This window comes from Thalassotalea sediminis (genome assembly GCF_030295915.1).
In the GTDB taxonomy this organism is placed as follows: Bacteria; Pseudomonadota; Gammaproteobacteria; order Enterobacterales; family Alteromonadaceae; genus Thalassotalea_C; species Thalassotalea_C sediminis.
This window is the reverse complement of record NZ_AP027361.1, coordinates 200478-219400: the sequence shown is the minus strand read 5'-3', so window position 1 is coordinate 219400 and position 18923 is coordinate 200478. Positions and strand designations below refer to the sequence as shown.

Sequence of the window (18923 nt, the reverse complement as noted above, 5' to 3'; positions counted from 1 at the left end):
GATTACATACGTTTATTCATTAGGTAAAATGCTCGGATTAAGGATGAAAATAATACGCATATGAAAGAAAAAATACATCGTATCAAAGAAACTTGGCGACTTATTCAATCAATGCCACATATAGATATAAATCTTATGTTAGATGAATGCCAAGAGAATGACAGCTTCTTTAGTCAAATAACTGAAGAGTGCTTTAATGAAGCGACCTCTCGCCACCCAAAACTTCCACTAATTAAGAAGAGACAATTTGGTATGGCATTATTTGAGCTAAATGACCAACCAGACTCATACATGAAAGCTGTTGAAAGTTCAGCAAGAAGAAACTATAAAAAAGCAGTTAGGAATGGGTTTACTTTCAAACGAATAAATTTCAACGAATATATTGACGATATTTGGGATATAAGGCGTTCGGCCAAAGTAAGGCAAGGAGCAATGCCTGAGTCATTTATTACAAATAGGCCCGCGGAAGTTTGTATCCCTAAAAGCAGCACAAGCACCCACGATTATCCACACTTTGGCATTTTCAATAACGCAGGAAAGTTAGTGGCCTATGCTGCATGTATAGTCGCTGGGGAATTAATTGAAGTTGAACATGTTTATGGCCATAGTGACTTTCAAAATTATGGTATCGTACCAATGCTCTATATCTCCATCGCTGAATATGCAGTAAACCACTTTACAAAGGCCAAATACTACGCTTACGGTACTTTTCTTGGTGCAAGTGATACAATGAAAAGATTTAAGAAAAAGTTTAAGTTTTTACCTCATAAAGTTTCTTGGCATCTTTCGACAAAGAAATAGGATAAATTTTGCAAATATTGCATGTTATTAGTAGCTTAAATGTAGGTGGAGCTGAACGTTTCGTAATAGATTTAGCGACAGCTCAAAGACAAAAAGCTTACATTGAAATACTATCCATGGGTGACAAAGGAGAACCCTTGGAAGCTGAATTAGATAATTTAAAGATGCCTCTTCATCTATCGATAAGCTTGAAAGGCATAAGAAAAATAATTAGAAAATTTGACGTTGTACACGTACATAGCAGCCATTGCTTACTTCGTGTGTTACTCGCTTCATTAGGGTTACGCATTAAAGTTGTTTACACTCGACATAATGAGTTCGTACATAATGGACTTAAATGGCGATTTATCTATAAATTGGCAAATTTTAAATTACATAAAATGCTTTTCGTGGCCGATAAAGCAAGAGTAAAGTTTTTAGCACATTACCCTCAGTACTCAAAGAAAGCCCAAACTATTTTAAATGGCGTTAAGCCAATTAAAAAGCTTAACACAAACAATAGTAAGTTTAAACTTGGCCATGTTGGGCGATTTGTTCCATTAAAATCTCAACACATTTTAATAGAAGCAGTTTCAAAATTACCAGAAGAAATTCAAAACAAAATAAGTTTGAGTTTGTATGGAACAGGTGAACTTTTAAAATATAATCAAGAGCTTGCTAAAAAATTAATCCCTCATGTTGAAGTCTATTTTTTTGGTTTTGAATCAGATAGGAATAGAATTTATACAGAAATAGATTTATTAGTAGTCACATCAGAAACTGAAGGGTTATCTTTAGCTATACTAGAATCATTTGCCGCAAAAACACCTGTTATTGCCTCTGATGTCGGCGGAAACCCTGAACTAATAAAAAATAACTATAATGGTTTTTTATATCCTTATGCCAACAGCAATAAATTGGCTAAGCGTATCGCGACTGTTTTTAGAGAGCCAAGCATGTATCAAGCATTTGCGCAAAATTGTTTAAATGAATATCACCAAAAATATTCTTTAGAAATTTGTACTCGAACCCACTTTGATTGTTATCAATAAACCATGAGAACAATTATACAAACTAGCTTTGCTGCCGTAAATTTATATAGCGAGTACTTTTTGGGCTTACTTGTGTCGATAATAATAGCTAGAAATTTAACGACAGAAGAGTACGGAGCCTACTCTAGTGCTATTTGGATAGCAGGATTAATTACTATTGCAATCAATTCGGGGTTATCAATTACAGTTACAAAATTTGTTTCTGAATTTAAATCAAAATCTGAAGAGCAATTAAAGGAATTGCTTGGTTATACAGGTAGGTTATTACTAAGTCGAATATTAATTGTCATGATTATTTTCATCGGGTTAATTTTTCTCGGCGCAATTTTATCAAAGTTTCCAATGTGGTTATCCTTACTGCTAGTTACAAGTGCGATGTTCAAAGCATACTACATCTATCAAACATCGATTTTCAAAGGTTTACAACGATTTGAAGTACTAGCAAAAACAAGCTTAATAGCAAACCCAATCAACCTTACTGCAGTCATAATTTGCTCCATGTGGTTTTCAACTATTGAATCGTTTTTAATGGCATATTGTATCGCATGCATTGCTTTTGCTTTTAGTATTTTACGATTCAATAAGCTAATTCCTGCTTTTAGCATTTCAAAAAACACAGTTTTTGAACACAAGAAACGCGTGCTAACACAGGTATTGTCTGCTACAGCTATTGTATTTTTTGGTGCAATAACCTTCCGGCAAAGCCAAAGTATAGTACTTGAGCAAAGCGGTTTTTTGTCCGCTGCTGGCTACTTTAATTTAGCGTTTATTCTAGCTACAGCTGCAATTACATTAATACCTGGCATATACCAAGAAATATTACTCCCCAAGTTAACTCGAGCGATAGCCGAAGATAATGTTGAAAGGAACATTTTGCAGGCTCAACGATATCTACTCATTTTGAGTTCATTCGTTTTGTTTCCTGTTCTTATTTATGCCGAAAATATCATTGATTTTTTATATGGTGAAAAATACCTAGAAGCGGCTTTTGCTCTTCGAGTTATTATTATTTTTCGCGTACTAGTTGTAATAAATAATGGCGCAAACCTTACTTTAATAAGCCAAGACAAACAATTGAGCATGGCAAAAGTACACACTTTACTTGTGATCATTACTTTAATATTGAGCTTCTTCCTCACACCTAAGTATGGAATAAATGGAGCTTTAGTTGTTTATGGTTCTTTATCTTTAATTTTAATTTTTTGTTTCTATGGTTTAGCTGCAAAAATCGGCTATCACTTTTTACCAATACTCAATGTATTGAAAATATTAATTTCTGCACTATTAGCTTCCACTCCTGCCATATTTATTAATTTGCACCTTACTGGCCTAGCTGCCCTTTTCTTGGGAAGCGTTGTTTTTGCGATTATATTTTTACATTTATTATTGCTAACACGGGGGTATGATGATTCAGTTGTATTTTTATTTAAACAACTTCGGAGCAAAGCACCTAAATATTTAAAACCTTATTTTAACTGGTGTGTAAAAATGACTTCATAATCTTATGATTAATAAACTAATTTAGAGGATCAATATTGAAACAGTTTATTTATAAAAAGCAATGCATTAAAAACAACACCACAATCGAACAACTTCAAATTAGAAATGATGGAGCTAAGTTTTTAATTGTTGACTCACTAATAGCTGTAGTGAAAAGTTTTAAACCTTTAGTCGCTAGATATGGACTATCTAGTGAATTATTAAAACTGACAATAAAAATTATGATGAAAAGGAATTTGTTATATATTGTAATATATGACAATGTCGTCGTTTCAGATGGCCTAGTCTCGTTCGGGCAGTGCAATCATTACAAAATAGATGCTAATGATTGTGTAATAGGACCTGTTAACACGAACCCTAGTTACCAAAAAAAGGGGTTTGCGACGTTTGGACTATCATCATCAATTAACTACTTATCAATACAAGGTAATTTAGAACACATTTTCATTGATACGAGAGAAGACAATTTTGCGATGCAAAAGGTAATTGAAAGATGCGGATTTGGAAAGGTCATTGATACATATAATCGCAATTAACGTTATAGATAGCATTAATTTAACAAGCTATTAAATTAATATAGCCGTCGCCAATCGATTAAATATATATAACCCAATGATAAAAAAACCGCTTAAGACAACAAGTTTAAACAGCTTAAGTTTTGAGATATATTCATTAAAAAGTTCCGGCGTGTGTACCCTTAAATAAGTCATCACTATTGCGACGTATAAAAAAGGTAGTAATGCATAGGTTCTTGAGATAAAAAATATGGAAATTAGAATACCAACCATACCACTTACCAACGCGATTATTTCAATACTGCGCCTTTTATCTTCAACGGTATAAGCAACTTTTACCGTTGTAAATACTGTGATTGCGAATATACTGAAGTAACCTATAAATCCTATTATGCCATTCTCAACCATAGCAAGAACATAACTGTTATGTGTAGTTAAAGCATGATAATCAAGAAAGTGTTTAGCACCAATACCAAAAATTGGGTTCATTGCTAATAACTCTAATGCTAAAATCCACGCATAAACCCGCCCCATTGCACTGTAGTCACCCGAACCAAGCTCTGCCATACGAGATGGTGCAATTGCAAGTAATGCCAACCCTGCGATAGAAGCAAGGACATAGCCCGTCATTGAACGTTTTTTAATTATATAAAAGAAAGCTAGACCGCCTATTAATGACAACATTGAGCCACGAGAGTTAGTAAGAATAACTGTATAACCGATAATTAACATTGCTATAATCCAAAAGCATTTTTTAATAAAATCAATCTTTTGGTAGAAAACACGACTAAATATATACGGCATAAATGCTATAAGTAACATCCCTAAATCATTTGGATCTTGGAGCACACCGTACCAAACGACTTGTATTTCTCTTGCAGCCTCTTCGACCCCCGACTGAGAAACTAACCCTCTAGTAAAAGGCTCTAACCCCCCCCAGTTATATCCAACAGTTGCCTGCAAGTAACACTGAAAGCAAATAAACAACACAACAAGGATAATCACTAAAATAAAATTATCTATTTGCTTTGGCCTAGTAATCGCTGTTTGTGTAAGTACAAAAATTATAAGTGTCGATAAAATTTGTGATATATAGCCACTAATAGTATTAAATTGACCATTAAAAAGGTTAGATAATATCATTGCGAATATAAACCATAATAAAAAGAGTGTAGTTCGGTCATAAGTAAACTTTCTATTTTGGTTTAAAGCCACACCTAGCATTACTAAGATGCCTAGAATATTAAGAAGCATATTCCAGTTAAAATAAAGAGCGGGTATCCATTCAGCAGGTCGAATTAAATACACAACAATTGTGAGCAATAAAACAAAATAACCCATACTTTATGAACGCCTATTGTAAATTAAAGAAGTAACGGTTCGAGGAAATAAAAATCGATTTAGCATGGGTAGTTTTTCTAGGATGACTGCTATTATAACGCAAACAAAAACAGTAAATACCAGTGACAATAGCCCATGTTCAATAATGGGAAAAAATTGCGTAAATGCTATGAATACTAAAGGATGAAATAAATATACTATCAAGCTTCTTTTGCCTATATAAGCAAAAATTTGACGAATAAATGGCGGCGTAATAGCCAAAAGGTGATAAATGCCAGGAATTGCCACAATCATGAATATACTATAAAACAAAAGTAAGCTGGGTTCTTGCCACGACGGGATAATGCCGCCAGCCAAAAAGAGTTGCCAACCTATAAAGTAGCTGGCCACTGAACAAGCTAGAAAAGCAATTATAGATAGCATCCTAATTTTTACATCACCATTGATTAACGGCTTGTGACAATAACTATAAAAAAAACCTAAAATATAAATAAAAGCAATAACATGTAATGAAAAAAATGTTTGAGTGAGTCGTTCATCCTCAAAAACACCAATAAAAAGCCACGCCAACGAAGCAATAAATAGTGATACCAGCTTCGCTTTTTCACTGAGCCATCTGATAATATAGAGTACACTTAGACACGGTAAAAACCAAAAGTACATAAAGCCCGACGCAGCTTTAATATCTGTTGGTGACGCAAAAAGAGTTGCTTTAAAATAATTAAATATAACTGACAAAAAACTATCAGTGGGAAATAGCAAAAAATTTAATAATGCAGTACCAGTTATAAACAGAATAAATGTCCACCAATATGCCATGTATTTGTTCGACATGTCATAAATTGACTGTTTTTTTATTGGCCATACGAAAGTCAAAATTAAAAAGCAGCCAGCTGCAAAGGCATCACAAAAAGATCTAATCCAGTCATATTGAGCTGTTAGAATACTGTTATGTTCGAGAACAATACACAATATTAAAAAGCCTTTTACGGCATCAAGTAGAACATCTCTTGAGCAAGTTTTCGTCATATAATTAGCGTAAACATCCTGTAATTATGTTAATAATACTGCACTAGTGATTATAAAACCACTTTAGATGTCTCGCATTTTTTGATTGTTATAATATCGCTCAAAAAACTCAGCTACATATGATTTGAGGATCATTCAGGAGTAAAACCAACTCTAGTTACCCATGCATCATCGAAACCATCTGGCGCATTAAATTTTACGGGAAAAGATGAATACTCTGGGCGTTTATTAAATAAAATGATGTGAGGTTTACTTCTTACATAAAATGCAACACCTATAACCTCCCCTTCAATAATTAGCCCATTTTCCTGAGTTAATATAGTAGCATCTAATGCGTAATTATCAGTATCATTGTTAAGGCCAAAATTGAGAGAAGTAACAAATTCATTATTTTCTTTAGGCACGTTATTCTTTACCTCAAAATGCCACTTGCGTTGATTTTCAGGCATTTCATATTCAACAGCATCCTTCCATAGCTCAGCTTCATTTATCACCGAAACATTAGCATCATGAGGCCATAATACTTGATATGTTAATTTATTTCCCTCATTAACTACATTATAACTATTTGACCTATTGGTAATTTTTACTGGTTCATTTTGCACATGCTGTATAACCTTCACCCATCTTAAATACGTATCTGCCACTGGTTCTAATTCTTTATAAGCGATAAGATCTTTAAAAGCAGTCTTATCTGTTAAGACTTGGTCATAAACGATTACGGTACTTGGCTTAATAAAAGCAACTTGTCTATGGACGCTTTTGGCGTAATTTGTTGCATAATATCCGCTCATGTTATACACATCTGTTGCAGAAGCTGAAATCGACGTTACATATTCATTATCATAGACGTTATAAGTGACTGGTTCCCCTGCTGCTCTCCTTGTAGGATTACTTGAGCCATCTGGACTTGCGTTCTCAATTAAAATCGTATTATGTGCACTACTCGTTTCAGATATACCAGCATAACCTGTTCGTTCTTTCGTAATCCAACGACCTTTATAAGCAATATCAAAACTAAGCGCATCTTTATGTTCATGGTCTACACGAATACTACGATTAATAAAGTATAGGTTTGTTGCGTCCTCACTCCAATTATTTCGCGTAGAAATTAAGCCAATACCTTCAGCTATATGTAAAGTAGCTAAATAGTCATTTGGATTTAGTGAACGAATAGTTGGATCATGATACAGTAGTCGATCAAAATGTGTAACCATAGATCCCTTAGCGAATCCCTTCTTACTTAAAATTTTATTAAACCAGTTTTGTATTAATTCTTTCTCTTCAGGTGCCTCTAATATTTCCATTAAAATTAAAGCAAAAGCGTACCTATAATCATCACCCAATTCATCGTAATCTATTGCACGTTCTTCAGAACCATATTTGTAAACCCCACTCCCTCCTGCTAATGTTTGATGAAGCAATGACTTCATCGCTTCGCTAGCATAGTTATTAGGAAATGGGATACCTCGCTGGTCTTTATTAATAAGAAACGTTTCCATCCAATGTATTTGTGTTGCTGGGCTATAATCACTTCCTTCGGCCCAAGCGCCGCCCGCCATGATATCACTCATGTAGTAACCAACTACGTATGTATTTAGTAAGTAGTCTCCAACGACTAAAAGCTCCTGTCCAAATTCTTTATACTTAGTTGAATTAGAAAGAGCGTAACCAAGCAATGTAATGTTTTTAGTTATTGAGGTGACATCATCTGTATCAGCGAGCCTTAAACCAGCATAACCATTTTGATAATCAACATGGGTAAGCCAATAATCACTCCAGAGCTTTAGGATATCCTCGATCCTTTCTCGTTCTTGCAATGAAATATGGTGTTTAATCCAACTATACCCCATTACTGCCCAACGCGCATGGCTTCGAAATAAATTTCTACTTTTATAGTATTTCCAACCTATTACAGGTTCCGAAAAGTAAGCGTGAATAAGAAGTTCAATTGCCCGATTTATATATTTTTCTTCACCACTAATATAATAAGCGGCAGAAAACGCACCGGCATACTCTCCAGCATTGTATGGAATCCGATCAAAGTAATGGGAAATTTTACTTTTCATAGCGTCCCATGCAGTACTATCTTGAGAAATTTTAGTCTTGATTCGCTGAATTCGATCCGCTGTTAACAGTAAGACACTATTAGGAATTTCAACTTTATTTGACTGCTCGCTATACACGCCTTTTTGGTATGGATATATTACAGTACTTGGTTCCATTCCAAGTGATTTTTGAGCTTTATCATATGTAGACTCTGTTTTACTGTTGGACTTACTTAAAGCCACAGCACTTAGCTCAAATAAGTTCGGCTTATCGGGAGTTAGAGCATTAAAAGAATGTGCATTCAGTACAATTGTTAAGCTTAATAAAAGTAGAATAAACTTGTAAAAATAGGAAAACATTTAAAACCTTCCTTAGTCAACCGTCATAGAGAAAATTATAGCTAATACCATATTAAAAGCCATCATGATTTATGTCATACGCCCCTATAGAATGTGGAGACGTCCTCTTCCGAAAAATAATATCTTTATTCGGGATTAATGGAAAAGTATATTTTGTGTGAATAATTTTTTTGTTAAGGGGAATACCATAAAACATAACCAAACGTAAAAATGCATTGCGAATCGTAAAAGAACCATCAGCAAACTGTTTATTTGATGGGTTCCAAGTAGGAGTAATAACATTTTCGATGTTGGGTAATTTAGGGTTTCCCTCTATTAACTGCTCGTCATCTGAAGGTGAAACTTTATCAAATATAGAGCTTGGCAGCTCATATCCTCCATTGTAAATTAAGTTATTAATCATGCTAAATGAATCTAACTGATTAATGAGTACGTCAGCAAAATCATTAGACTCTTGTTGTGAACCTTGCCCCATCGTGCCTGATCTATCACTCCAGATATTGTTGGCCAATACAAGGTTGTCGTTTATGGGGTTATCGCCTTCTTTGTTGACTCTCAAAGCATAAGCATTACTTGGCAAATTGCCTGTAACGGTGTTGTGATAGAAATAAATATCTCTAGCACCTTTGAGCCCTAAAGGTGAGCGCATGGAAGTAGCACTGTTACCTATAAGCAAGTTATTATATATTTTAACGTCTCTTGCTTCATGGTAAGGCTTACCGTCTTCGCCAATTAAAATAAAACCGTGACCATAAGAGCCTTGCCAATTCAAAAAAATATTACGATGAATGCTAATATTCTTAGCCCCTAAAAATGGGTCTTCATTACCATTACTATCTTTTACAACAATATAACTCGAAGACTTATTAGTTATCGCTCTATTGCTCGCAACAAAATCATTAAAAAAAATATTATCCGCTATATCTATATTTTGAACACTATTTACATCGATATGTTCATCTGAGTTACCTTGATTATAAAAGACATTACAATGAATATTGATGTCAGATGCGCCGTTGTTTATCTTCAATAAATCATTGTTATAGCTATCATGAAAAATATTATTTTTTAGCGTAATATTTTTTAGCGCATTTTTTCCATAACCATCGATATGAACCACAAGTGGCTTTGCAGAACTGTTTTTATGAGTGAATTCAAACCCCTCAATAGTAATATTTTTAGCCTTATTAACTATCGCGAGTACGCGAGCATTGTTAGTTAGGGTAGTCATATAAGGGATTTCAGCTTTAATTAACAACCCTTTCTTAAATGGTTTTTTTAACCTTATTTCACCTTCGTACCTGCCAGGTGCAACGATAATAGTACTCGCATCTTCTGCTTTGAATGTTGCAAACGCTATCGTTCGCCAAGGTTTAACGCGGCTGCCATCCCCTTTATAATCATGTCCCTTCAAGGAAACATAATATGTTTTACCTGGAAGTTGCTTAGGTTCACATGTACCTTGTGTAAAGGATGATGCATTGCTCAACGAACAAGTTAGAAGAAAGCTAAAACACAATACTCGTCGCATCAGATTAAACGCCATTTACAAATAAAAACTTATTATACGTTTTTTAAAGCAAAAAAAATCCGGATTAAATCCGGATTTTTTATAATTCGCGTAGATTAAACGTTACGTCTTCTTCTACCTACTAGACCTGTTGCTACCAAGCCTAAACCGAAGATTGCAATAGTTGCTGGCTCAGGAACAGTTCTTACTTTTAATTGCGCTAGTAAGTTATTTTGCTGCTCTTCTACAGTAACGAAACCGAAACAAGCAGGTTGGTTATTAGAACACTCATAATCATCGCTTAATGTTGTTAAACCAGAAAGACGAGTTGTTAAATAATAAGTTGTATCACCCCAACCTTCTAATGGTACTCCGTTAGCCATTAATACAAATGGTACAGTAAACTCGATAAAATCAGCACCAACAATCGGTTGAATTGGTAAGTTTTCTAAACCTGTTATTTCAAAGATATCACCACAACCATTGATGTTGTCACCTTGATCTCTTAGTTCACCATTTGGACAATCAAAGCCACTGCCATTATAAGTACCACCGTTTGGCGTTTCAAAAAAGTTAATACCAAATTGTAATTGTGGTGCAAAGTAAGGTGCGTTATCAGTTAATAATGCGTCAGCTGCTGCATCGTTACCTTTACCTTCCCAATCTGTTGGTGTTAACGTTAAGCCATCTAATACAAATGCATCAGTAAGTGCATCACCAACAATTACCCAGTTTTCGTGAGTAATGCTAGTACCGTCTGCCCAGTTCCAATCATTTGTAGAAACTGTATCGTTAATTGGGCTATCAATATCTAAACTACTTTGAGGGTTACCCGCGCCATTAGCTGGTGTACCCCAAGCTAAGTTTGTAGGTAAAGATGAATCATCACCGTCTACGTCGTTATCTAAATCAGTATCTAAAATATTATCGTAGATACCCGCTGAGTCGCCTGATGCAGTAACATCATCGCTAGCCCAACCGTTATTATTTGTACCATTCCAGCTTTTGAAACCTGCTTGGTTGTCATATGTCCATTGTGTAACAATGCCTGCAGTTGCTGAAGCCGATAATGTTGCTGCTAATATAGTAGCGCAGACTTTTAATTTAGTTTTCATGCTTTTTCCTTAGCTCAATCAGTTCAATATAGTTAAAAGAGTTCGTTTACCAAACAAAGCATACAGCGTGCCAATAATTAAAAACCCTTATAATACAACAGGTTAATTTTTCAATACATCCGATAGCCACAGTAACTGTAAAAGAATCTGACAGTTAAAAGTAGGCTAATTATTAAGCGATTCCATTTGAATTTTCCAAAGCAAAGTACTATCACCCTCGCCCTTGAATGCATTACGCAATTTCTTCACTTTAAACTCGGAAAGATCTTTAACTTGATGCTCACCTGCCTTAAATGCGTACCTAATAATAAACGTTTGTTCGCCTTTGGAAACACGCAATACATTCCAGTTTTTATTTTCAAGCCTTTGCTCAATTCGCCAACCTTTGGGTTCATACACATTTAAAAAGTAACCGGCAGAACTTTGTAATGACGCACCATGAAAATGGTATTCTAAAACATAATCATTACCTTGTACCGTTACACACTGTTGATTGCTATTCTCAATGACCGGTAACGGCAGGTCAGGCAACTGCTCTAATGAAATGTTGCAATTTGCAGTATTCATTGATGGCGATTTTTGGAGCACAGTTCTCACCATATCAGAGGTTAGCAATATACAAACTAATGCTATAGACACAGATGGCCAGTGTATCTTAGCTGTATTCTCTACCGCAGTTTGTTTGGGTTTTGACGGTTTATGCGCAAAACGATGACCAACTTTAAACAGTACAAACATAAAAGGAATATATAAATACCAACCGAAAGCATTATGGTCATGCATCAATGAGCTTTCCATATCTGTAATATGCCCAATAACTATCAATAAAGTGATACGTAACCAGTTAGTTAGCAATGCGCCTAAAATAGCTAGGCTAAGAAAAATTAAACTATGTCTTAAATTATCTAGATATAAAAATACATAAAGACTAGAAATGGCAAGGGATACAATTAAATAACGCAATCCACTACAACCACCCGCTATTTCAAAAACACCAGCAGGTATCGTAATAAAATTCCCTTCTACATAGATAGGGATGTGACTTAATCCCATAATAAACGTAACTGCATCTGTAGATAAATTTTGCAGGAATACGGTTAGCGCTCCCCAAACCGGAATTAAAAAGATCAAAAACAACGAGGGAAAAATGATCTTTAATGTTGGTTTAAAAATAAGTGTTAGAATTGCGGTGATAAACAAGACAAAAGTGACACGAAACCCTGTAGTAAAGTGACCTAGTGTAAAAACAGCCATCAAGTAAGAAAGAGCAATAACTACTAAAACTATGTATGGGTTTATTCGCGTGTTAAATCGCAGTTCTTTTTCCGTAAACAAAACCCAATACAAGTAACCTACAATGACGGGAATTAAATAAGCATGAGAATAAGTACCATCATCAAAGCTGTACTGCCATATATTTGCGAGTATTGCTTGCTGGGAAAGTGCGATTAACACATATACTACTGCTATGACGATAAGAGGGCCGTACCGCATTTTTATTCCTTTTTTAAGACACAAGACAATCAAAGAACTCGTTGCAAGTTCTTTGAATGCAATTAACATTTAGGGGTTAACTTATAGGTTTTTTGTCAACTCTAACGCAAGATCCTTTTGGCCATTTTTACTGTATGCTTCAGCTAAATGCTGTTGGATATCTGCATTGTTTGGTAATATTTTATTCGCTTTTTCTAAACTCTCAATCGCTTGAACAAGTTTATTTTGTTTAGTTAACACCACACCATATGTATCTAGAATATGAGGGTGGTTAGGTGCATATTGCGTTGCCTTAGCGATGTACTGATGTGCTAGATCAACTTGATTGCTGTCGAGATAAACCCAAGCTAGGTTATTCATCGAAATCACGTCATCAGGATTTTTCTCAATCAACATAACATAATGCTTAATCGCTAATTCTGGATCGCTTTTAATATAAAGCCCAGCTAATAAACGCCTATATACATCACGCATTGGATTTTTAGTCAGTTCATTTTCTAAAAATGCAATGGCTTTGTTCGTTTTATTACCTTCTTGATATGCTGTAACGAGCATCAAAGCTGTTGATACTTTTTGATTGCCAGCATAAGACTGAGCAAAATAGGTGGCGGCATCATCAAATTTATCTAACGCTAATGCTAGTTGCCCCTGCACACGAAGTAAGTAAGGATGATTTGGTTTTATTGCTTTCAAGCGGTTAACTTTTTGTGTCGCCATTTCTAGTTGATTTGTCATGACGAGGTAATACGCTTCATACGCCTGTAGCTGGAAGTTTGTTTTCAATGCATCTTTTGATAACGCTGTTGTTACAACATTTAAGGCTTGATCATATGCTTTTTCACTTTCCAAAATAGAAACGTATGTAAGATATGCTCTTGGACTGTCAGGTTGAGCTAATTGCCATTTTTTATAAAGCGCCTTTATCTCACTATCTCTGCCATTACGCTTTAATACGTTAACATACGTTAAGAAGTATTCATGAGGAGCACTAGCAAGATTGCTGGCTCCATCTAATGTCTTCAGTGCCGCTTCTACATTTTTATGAACATTGTAACGACGAGCAATAATAATTCTTGGCCAAAACGCATCAGGACTATTCTGAACAAACCTTTCTAGTTTAGCCTCAAGCGATTTAGAGTCATTCAGCTTCATTGCGTTGCTAATTGCTAGTCGATAAGCTAATGGGTATTCAAGATTAATCGCAAATAATTTATCTAGATATTGATTCGATTGCTTATAATCACCCTCTTCCGTTGAAACTACCGCTAAATTAAACAATGATGTGACATTATCAGGTTCTAACTGGTTAACTTTAATAAAATACTCTTTTGCTTTATTAGGCTCGTTCGCCTTCATGGCAATATGACCACGAAGTAACATCGCTGTAATATCAGCAGGACTTTTTGCTAACCATTCCTCAGCAACCGCTACCGCTTTTTCAATGTCGTTATTTTTCAGGTGTAATTTCGCCAATGCAATATTTGCAGCTTCAAAATCTGGCACCAAATCAATTGCTTTAGCGAGTTCTTCTTGACCGCCAGCCACATCTTTATTGAACAACTTAATTGCTCCGAGCTGCGTTAGAATAGCTGGATCAGTTGGAGCTAAATTATTCGCTTTATTAAACATAGCAATAGCCGACTCTTTATCGCCTTTATTTGCATATTCAATACCTACACTCGCAAAAAATGATGCATCATCCGGAGACACATTTTGTATTCCCCCCATAGTGCCGGCAACTTCGTCCAAATAGCCAAGTTTCACCTGTAAAACGGCCAATACTTTATGGACGTCATGATTATCAGGTAAATTGTCTGCAATCGCATTTAACTGATAGTACGCTTGCTCATAATTTTTCAATTGAAAACTACTTAAACCATAAATCATCTGCGCCAAACCATTTTCAGTAACATTGAGCGCTTTTTCTGCAAGTTCTTTCGCACCTGCATAATCCCCTTCAACATACTTAACTTGTGAATACAAAATGTTAACTGTTGGGTGATTGTCATTAATACTAACAAGTGCCTGTAAATGCGGTTTAGCAAGCTCAAAGGCATTAGCTTTTATATAGTTGTCTGCAACAAGCGTTCTTATTGCAAAATTATTCGGATTTAATTCATGATATTTTTCAAACGCTTCAGCCGCCTGTTTAAAACGTTTTTGTTTTGAAAGTACTGTTCCCTTTAATAACCAAGCCTCACCAAATTCAGAATTAACACTTAACAATTCTTCTATTGTCTCTAGTGCTTGTGATTCTTTTCCTTCATTAGCATGTAAAAGTGCAATCCCCAGCACGCTGACAGGATGATTTTCCGCTATATCTATCGACTGTTCGAATATACTTCTGGCTTGCCCAGTTTCACCTAAATTTAACAGGGCTTTACCTAAAAGAAAGTTAGCCTTAATGCTATTTTCATTATCATCAAATGATTTATCTGCAAGGTAATCAACAACTCCTTGACTATTGCCTCTTTCAAGTAATATTTTAGCCTTTAACAACGCGAGTTCTGGTTGACTGAAACCCAGAGATGTTGCGCGTTCAAATTCCTTTTCTGCATTTAAATAGTCATGATTATCTAAGTATATCTTTCCTAATAAAAATCGAGCTTCTGCATTTTTAGGATCTAATTGAATGGCGTTTTTCAATGAAATAATCGCGGTATTCGTATTGCCAGCATGCAATTGCGATTTGGCAGTATTTAATAGTTCGGCAGGATCTTTTTCACTAGAGCAGGCATACAAAGTAGACGCCAGCATCACACCTAATGCAGCAAGTTTTTTCATAGGAAGTCCATTTTTCATTATTAGCAATATTTCGGTTAAATTTAGTATACGTGTCTAGACATTTAGGTCAATGATTACTCGGTTCACGTTATTGATAGACGACTCTTTTAGCTATCTTAAACATAATTCGAGGAACAATGCCGGCATTACCAAATGGTCGCCACGTTTTTTTAAATTTGTTTCGATAGGCATCAAAGTGCAACCCGTAAGGGGCACAAAGAATTTCACCCCTGTTAAGTAAAATTTTTAAGGCGTATGTTTCAGCAATACCTGCACAAAGGCTTACCGCCATTGGCGTTGACGGCCCTTTTCTTTCTTTAAAACTAACGGCTGTTTCATCGACCATATATGTTCTTTGAAGCATTGCGGGTGACAACCCGATGAGAAATTGAATGAGCTGATCTTCTTCCGTGTCTTTATCTTCAAACCTGAAATATTCTTCGAATGTCATTTTACCGGGCATAAAGCATAAAAATGCACATCCCATGCCTAAAGGCGCAGCAGTGATGACAGGAATATTCTTTTCATAACATTTTTTGAAAACGGTTTTTCGTGCTTGTAATGCGAAAAAATCTAAAGAATCAACATATAAGTCAACATCTTGTAAAAATTCATCAACATTATGCTCAAAGATTCCTTCTGGAAAAGAGACTATTTCTGCTTCTGGGTTGATGTCCTTGGCCATTTTTTCCATAACATCCACTTTTTGCTCACCTAAGGTAGACATAAAAGCCCCAGATTGGCGATTAAAGTTGTGCACTTCAAAATCATCAAAGTCAGAAATATGGAACTTGGCTACCCCTAATCTAGCAAGAGTAAGTAAGTGAATACCGCCAACGCCACCAGCACCTGCAATAGCAACGCGTTTATTTCTTAACACTTGTTGCTCTTGCTGTGTAACCCACCCTATATTTCGGGAAAACGCTTTATCGTAATCGAACATGTATATATCCCTTAAGTAACCATGAAGATCAGAAGAGTCTGTTAGCAGTAATGATAGTATAGGACGTATTTATTGGTTCGAGTAATTGGAAAAATAAACCATACCAATACGTTGTATAAACTATCGACGGATTATTCACCGCCGATAGTCATCGCACTTTAACCTTTCAATAAACCGCACGCATCAAACAAATTGTTAGCTTGACTAAGCGCTTTATACTCATCATGAGCCGTAACAATTACTTGCACCTCAGCGTGTGCTGCAACCTCTTCAAGTGAGTTTAAGCGACTACAATGCCAGTTAGCGACATGAGGATCGTGATAACTCACTTCGTAGCCCATTTCAATAAGGGCATGATAAATAGGTTCAGCTGGCGTTTCTCGACAATCGTCGACATTTGGTTTATATGCTACCCCTAGCAAGGTAATTTTTTTCGCATTTAAAGACTTCGCAAGCTTACTGACTTTATTTGCAACAATTAGCGGTCGCTGATCATTAATTTTTCGCGATAATCGAACAAGTTCACCGTTGGTTGTATTCTCAACTAAAAACCAAGGGTCGATTGGAATACAGTGACCACCAACCCCAGGTCCAGGTGTTAATACGTTAACGCGTGGATGACGATTAGCAAGCTTAATTACTTCATACACATCAACATCGAGCTCTTGGCAAACCTCTGCAAGCTCGTTTGCAAAAGCAATGCCTACGTCTCTCGATGTATTTTCAACTAATTTAACACACTCAGCCGTTGTTAAGTCCGTTAAAAATACCTCACCATTAACAAAGCTTTGATATATCGTCTTAACTTTTTGCTGCGCTGTTTCGCTGCTTGCACCAATAATTCTATCGTTGTTTACAAGCTCATGTAATGTTTGTCCAGGAATAGCTCTTTCTGGGCAGTGAACTACATCAATGTTGACACCTCGTTGTGCAAGCCTTTCTTCTACCGCTAGGCTTGTTTGTGGAGAAATGGTCGACTCAAGAATAACGGTTTGTCCATCTTTAGCGACTTCAGCAATTGCGTCTACTGCTGCAAATACATAACTACGATCACACTTACTACCTTTATGAGGTGTAGGTACAGCAACTAAGTATGTATCACTTGACGGTATTTCCACAGAGGCTCGCAAAAAGCCTTGCGAAACAACTTGATTGATAAGTTCTGGTAGACCTACTTCGTCAAATGGGCATTCAGCTCTATTGATAGCATCGACTTTATCCTTATTTAAGTCGACTCCCACTACATGGTAGCCAGCTTGTGCCAATAAACTAGCAATTGGTAGCCCCATGTAGCCCATACCTACAACAGCAATTGATTCATTCTTCGCAATAATATCTTGATCAACAATACTTTCGTCAACGCCTTGTAAAATATCAATGATTTTTTCAGCAACATGACCATCACCAAATGGGTTTTCCCAAGAAGGATCATCGCTATTTAACCATTGAGCTGCTGCATTTACCGCTTTGGTAGCATCACGCCCGACAAGTTCACTTGCCCCTACTTCAACGGCTTCAGGCCTTTCTGTATTTTCTCTTAACGTCAAAGATGGCACATTTAACAAACATGCTTCTTCTTGAATACCGCCTGAATCTGTTAGTATAAGTCGCGCATTTTTTTGCAATTGAATAAAGTCTAAATAGCCAATAGGCGGTATTAATTGTAAGTAGCTTGGCACTTCAATATTGTATTCATTAAGCTTCTTTTGCGTTCGTGGGTGAATTGGCCATACGATTTTCTGAGAATATTTCGCGTGAACCGCATCAAATAACGCAATTAATTCTTGTAAATGAGATGGAATATCTACATTAGACGCTCGATGGGCAGTTACTAAAAAGTATTCTTTTGCTTTAAGGTCAAGCGTCTGTAAAATTTTGCTGGTTTTCTTTGAAATTTCCAAGTGCTGGAATAATGAATCCGAAACAGTATTACCTACTGTATGTATTTTATCTGTTGCTATACCTTCTGCTTTTAGTATCGCTTCTTGGTTTGGGCCAACTGCAAACAAGTATTCACTAATGTGGTCAGTAAGAATACGGTTTGTTTCTTCTGGCATTGTGCGATCATAGCTTCTCAATCCAGCTTCAATATGACCAACTTTAATGTTCAACTTAGACGCCGCTAATGCACCTGCTAATACAGTGTTTGTGTCACCTTGAACTAAAACAACATCAGGTTGTTCTTCGACTAAAATCGGTTCCATTTTAATAAGAATATTACCGGTTTGATTACTATGTAATCCAGACCCTACACCTAAATTATAATGTGGCGCTGGTAAATTTAATTCTTCAAAGAAAATACTATCCATTTCTTTGGAGTAATGTTGATTAGAATGAATGATAAAATACGGTATATTGCGTTTTTCACATTCTCTTATTACTGGCGCCATTTTTATTATTTCAGGGCGTGTTCCCACAATTATCCCAATCTTCATTCATTATCCTTTGTTTA

General features: G+C 35.8%; 13 protein-coding genes. 4 read left to right on the top strand and 9 right to left on the bottom strand.

The window, feature by feature from the left end:
- Positions 1 to 60 precede the first annotated feature (60 nt).
- From QUE09_RS00940 to QUE09_RS00925, 4 genes are read left to right on the top strand one after another with little or no spacing between them, the layout of a single operon-like run.
- On the top strand, positions 61 to 801 hold the full coding sequence (locus QUE09_RS00940; protein WP_286234349.1) for a hypothetical protein: 741 nt from the start codon (positions 61 to 63) through the stop codon (positions 799 to 801).
- An 8-nt stretch (positions 802 to 809) separates the two neighbouring features.
- The gene (locus QUE09_RS00935; protein ID WP_286234348.1) at positions 810 to 1832 is read left to right on the top strand and encodes a glycosyltransferase family 4 protein; all 1023 of its coding nucleotides are present in this window, start codon (positions 810 to 812) and stop codon (positions 1830 to 1832) included.
- A 3-nt stretch (positions 1833 to 1835) separates the two neighbouring features.
- Positions 1836 to 3332, top strand: a complete 1497-nt coding sequence (locus QUE09_RS00930) for an oligosaccharide flippase family protein (protein WP_286234347.1) — start codon at positions 1836 to 1838, stop codon at positions 3330 to 3332.
- Between the two features lie 35 nt (positions 3333 to 3367).
- Complete coding sequence (locus QUE09_RS00925) at positions 3368 to 3868, top strand: GNAT family N-acetyltransferase (protein ID WP_286234346.1); 501 nt, start codon at positions 3368 to 3370, stop codon at positions 3866 to 3868.
- A 30-nt stretch (positions 3869 to 3898) separates the two neighbouring features.
- Here the strand turns inward: QUE09_RS00925 and QUE09_RS00920 are convergent, their stop codons facing one another.
- From QUE09_RS00920 to wecB, 9 genes are all read right to left on the bottom strand, one after another.
- The gene (locus QUE09_RS00920; RefSeq protein WP_286234345.1) at positions 3899 to 5188 is read right to left on the bottom strand and encodes an O-antigen ligase family protein; all 1290 of its coding nucleotides are present in this window, start codon (positions 5186 to 5188) and stop codon (positions 3899 to 3901) included.
- A gap of 3 nt (positions 5189 to 5191) precedes the next feature.
- Positions 5192 to 6217, bottom strand: a complete 1026-nt coding sequence (locus tag QUE09_RS00915; protein ID WP_286234344.1) for an acyltransferase family protein — start codon at positions 6215 to 6217, stop codon at positions 5192 to 5194.
- A 131-nt stretch (positions 6218 to 6348) separates the two neighbouring features.
- Positions 6349 to 8625, bottom strand: coding sequence for a hypothetical protein (locus QUE09_RS00910; RefSeq protein WP_286234343.1), 2277 nt, complete (start codon positions 8623 to 8625; stop codon positions 6349 to 6351).
- A gap of 52 nt (positions 8626 to 8677) precedes the next feature.
- Positions 8678 to 10156 (bottom strand): right-handed parallel beta-helix repeat-containing protein, encoded by a 1479-nt coding sequence (locus QUE09_RS00905; RefSeq protein WP_286234342.1) that lies wholly within the window; start codon positions 10154 to 10156, stop codon positions 8678 to 8680.
- 95 nt (positions 10157 to 10251) lie between these two features.
- Positions 10252 to 11250: a THxN family PEP-CTERM protein gene (locus tag QUE09_RS00900; RefSeq protein ID WP_286234341.1), complete on the bottom strand. Its 999-nt coding sequence runs from the start codon at positions 11248 to 11250 to the stop codon at positions 10252 to 10254.
- A gap of 165 nt (positions 11251 to 11415) precedes the next feature.
- On the bottom strand, positions 11416 to 12744 hold the full coding sequence (gene xrt / locus QUE09_RS00895; protein WP_286234340.1) for an exosortase: 1329 nt from the start codon (positions 12742 to 12744) through the stop codon (positions 11416 to 11418).
- Between the two features lie 81 nt (positions 12745 to 12825).
- Positions 12826 to 15528: an XrtA/PEP-CTERM system TPR-repeat protein PrsT gene (gene prsT, locus QUE09_RS00890; protein WP_286234339.1), complete on the bottom strand. Its 2703-nt coding sequence runs from the start codon at positions 15526 to 15528 to the stop codon at positions 12826 to 12828.
- An 88-nt stretch (positions 15529 to 15616) separates the two neighbouring features.
- The gene (locus QUE09_RS00885) at positions 15617 to 16471 is read right to left on the bottom strand and encodes a ThiF family adenylyltransferase (protein WP_286234338.1); all 855 of its coding nucleotides are present in this window, start codon (positions 16469 to 16471) and stop codon (positions 15617 to 15619) included.
- Between the two features lie 158 nt (positions 16472 to 16629).
- Positions 16630 to 18906, bottom strand: coding sequence for a non-hydrolyzing UDP-N-acetylglucosamine 2-epimerase (gene wecB / locus QUE09_RS00880; protein ID WP_286234337.1), 2277 nt, complete (start codon positions 18904 to 18906; stop codon positions 16630 to 16632).
- Positions 18907 to 18923: the final 17 nt, after the last annotated feature.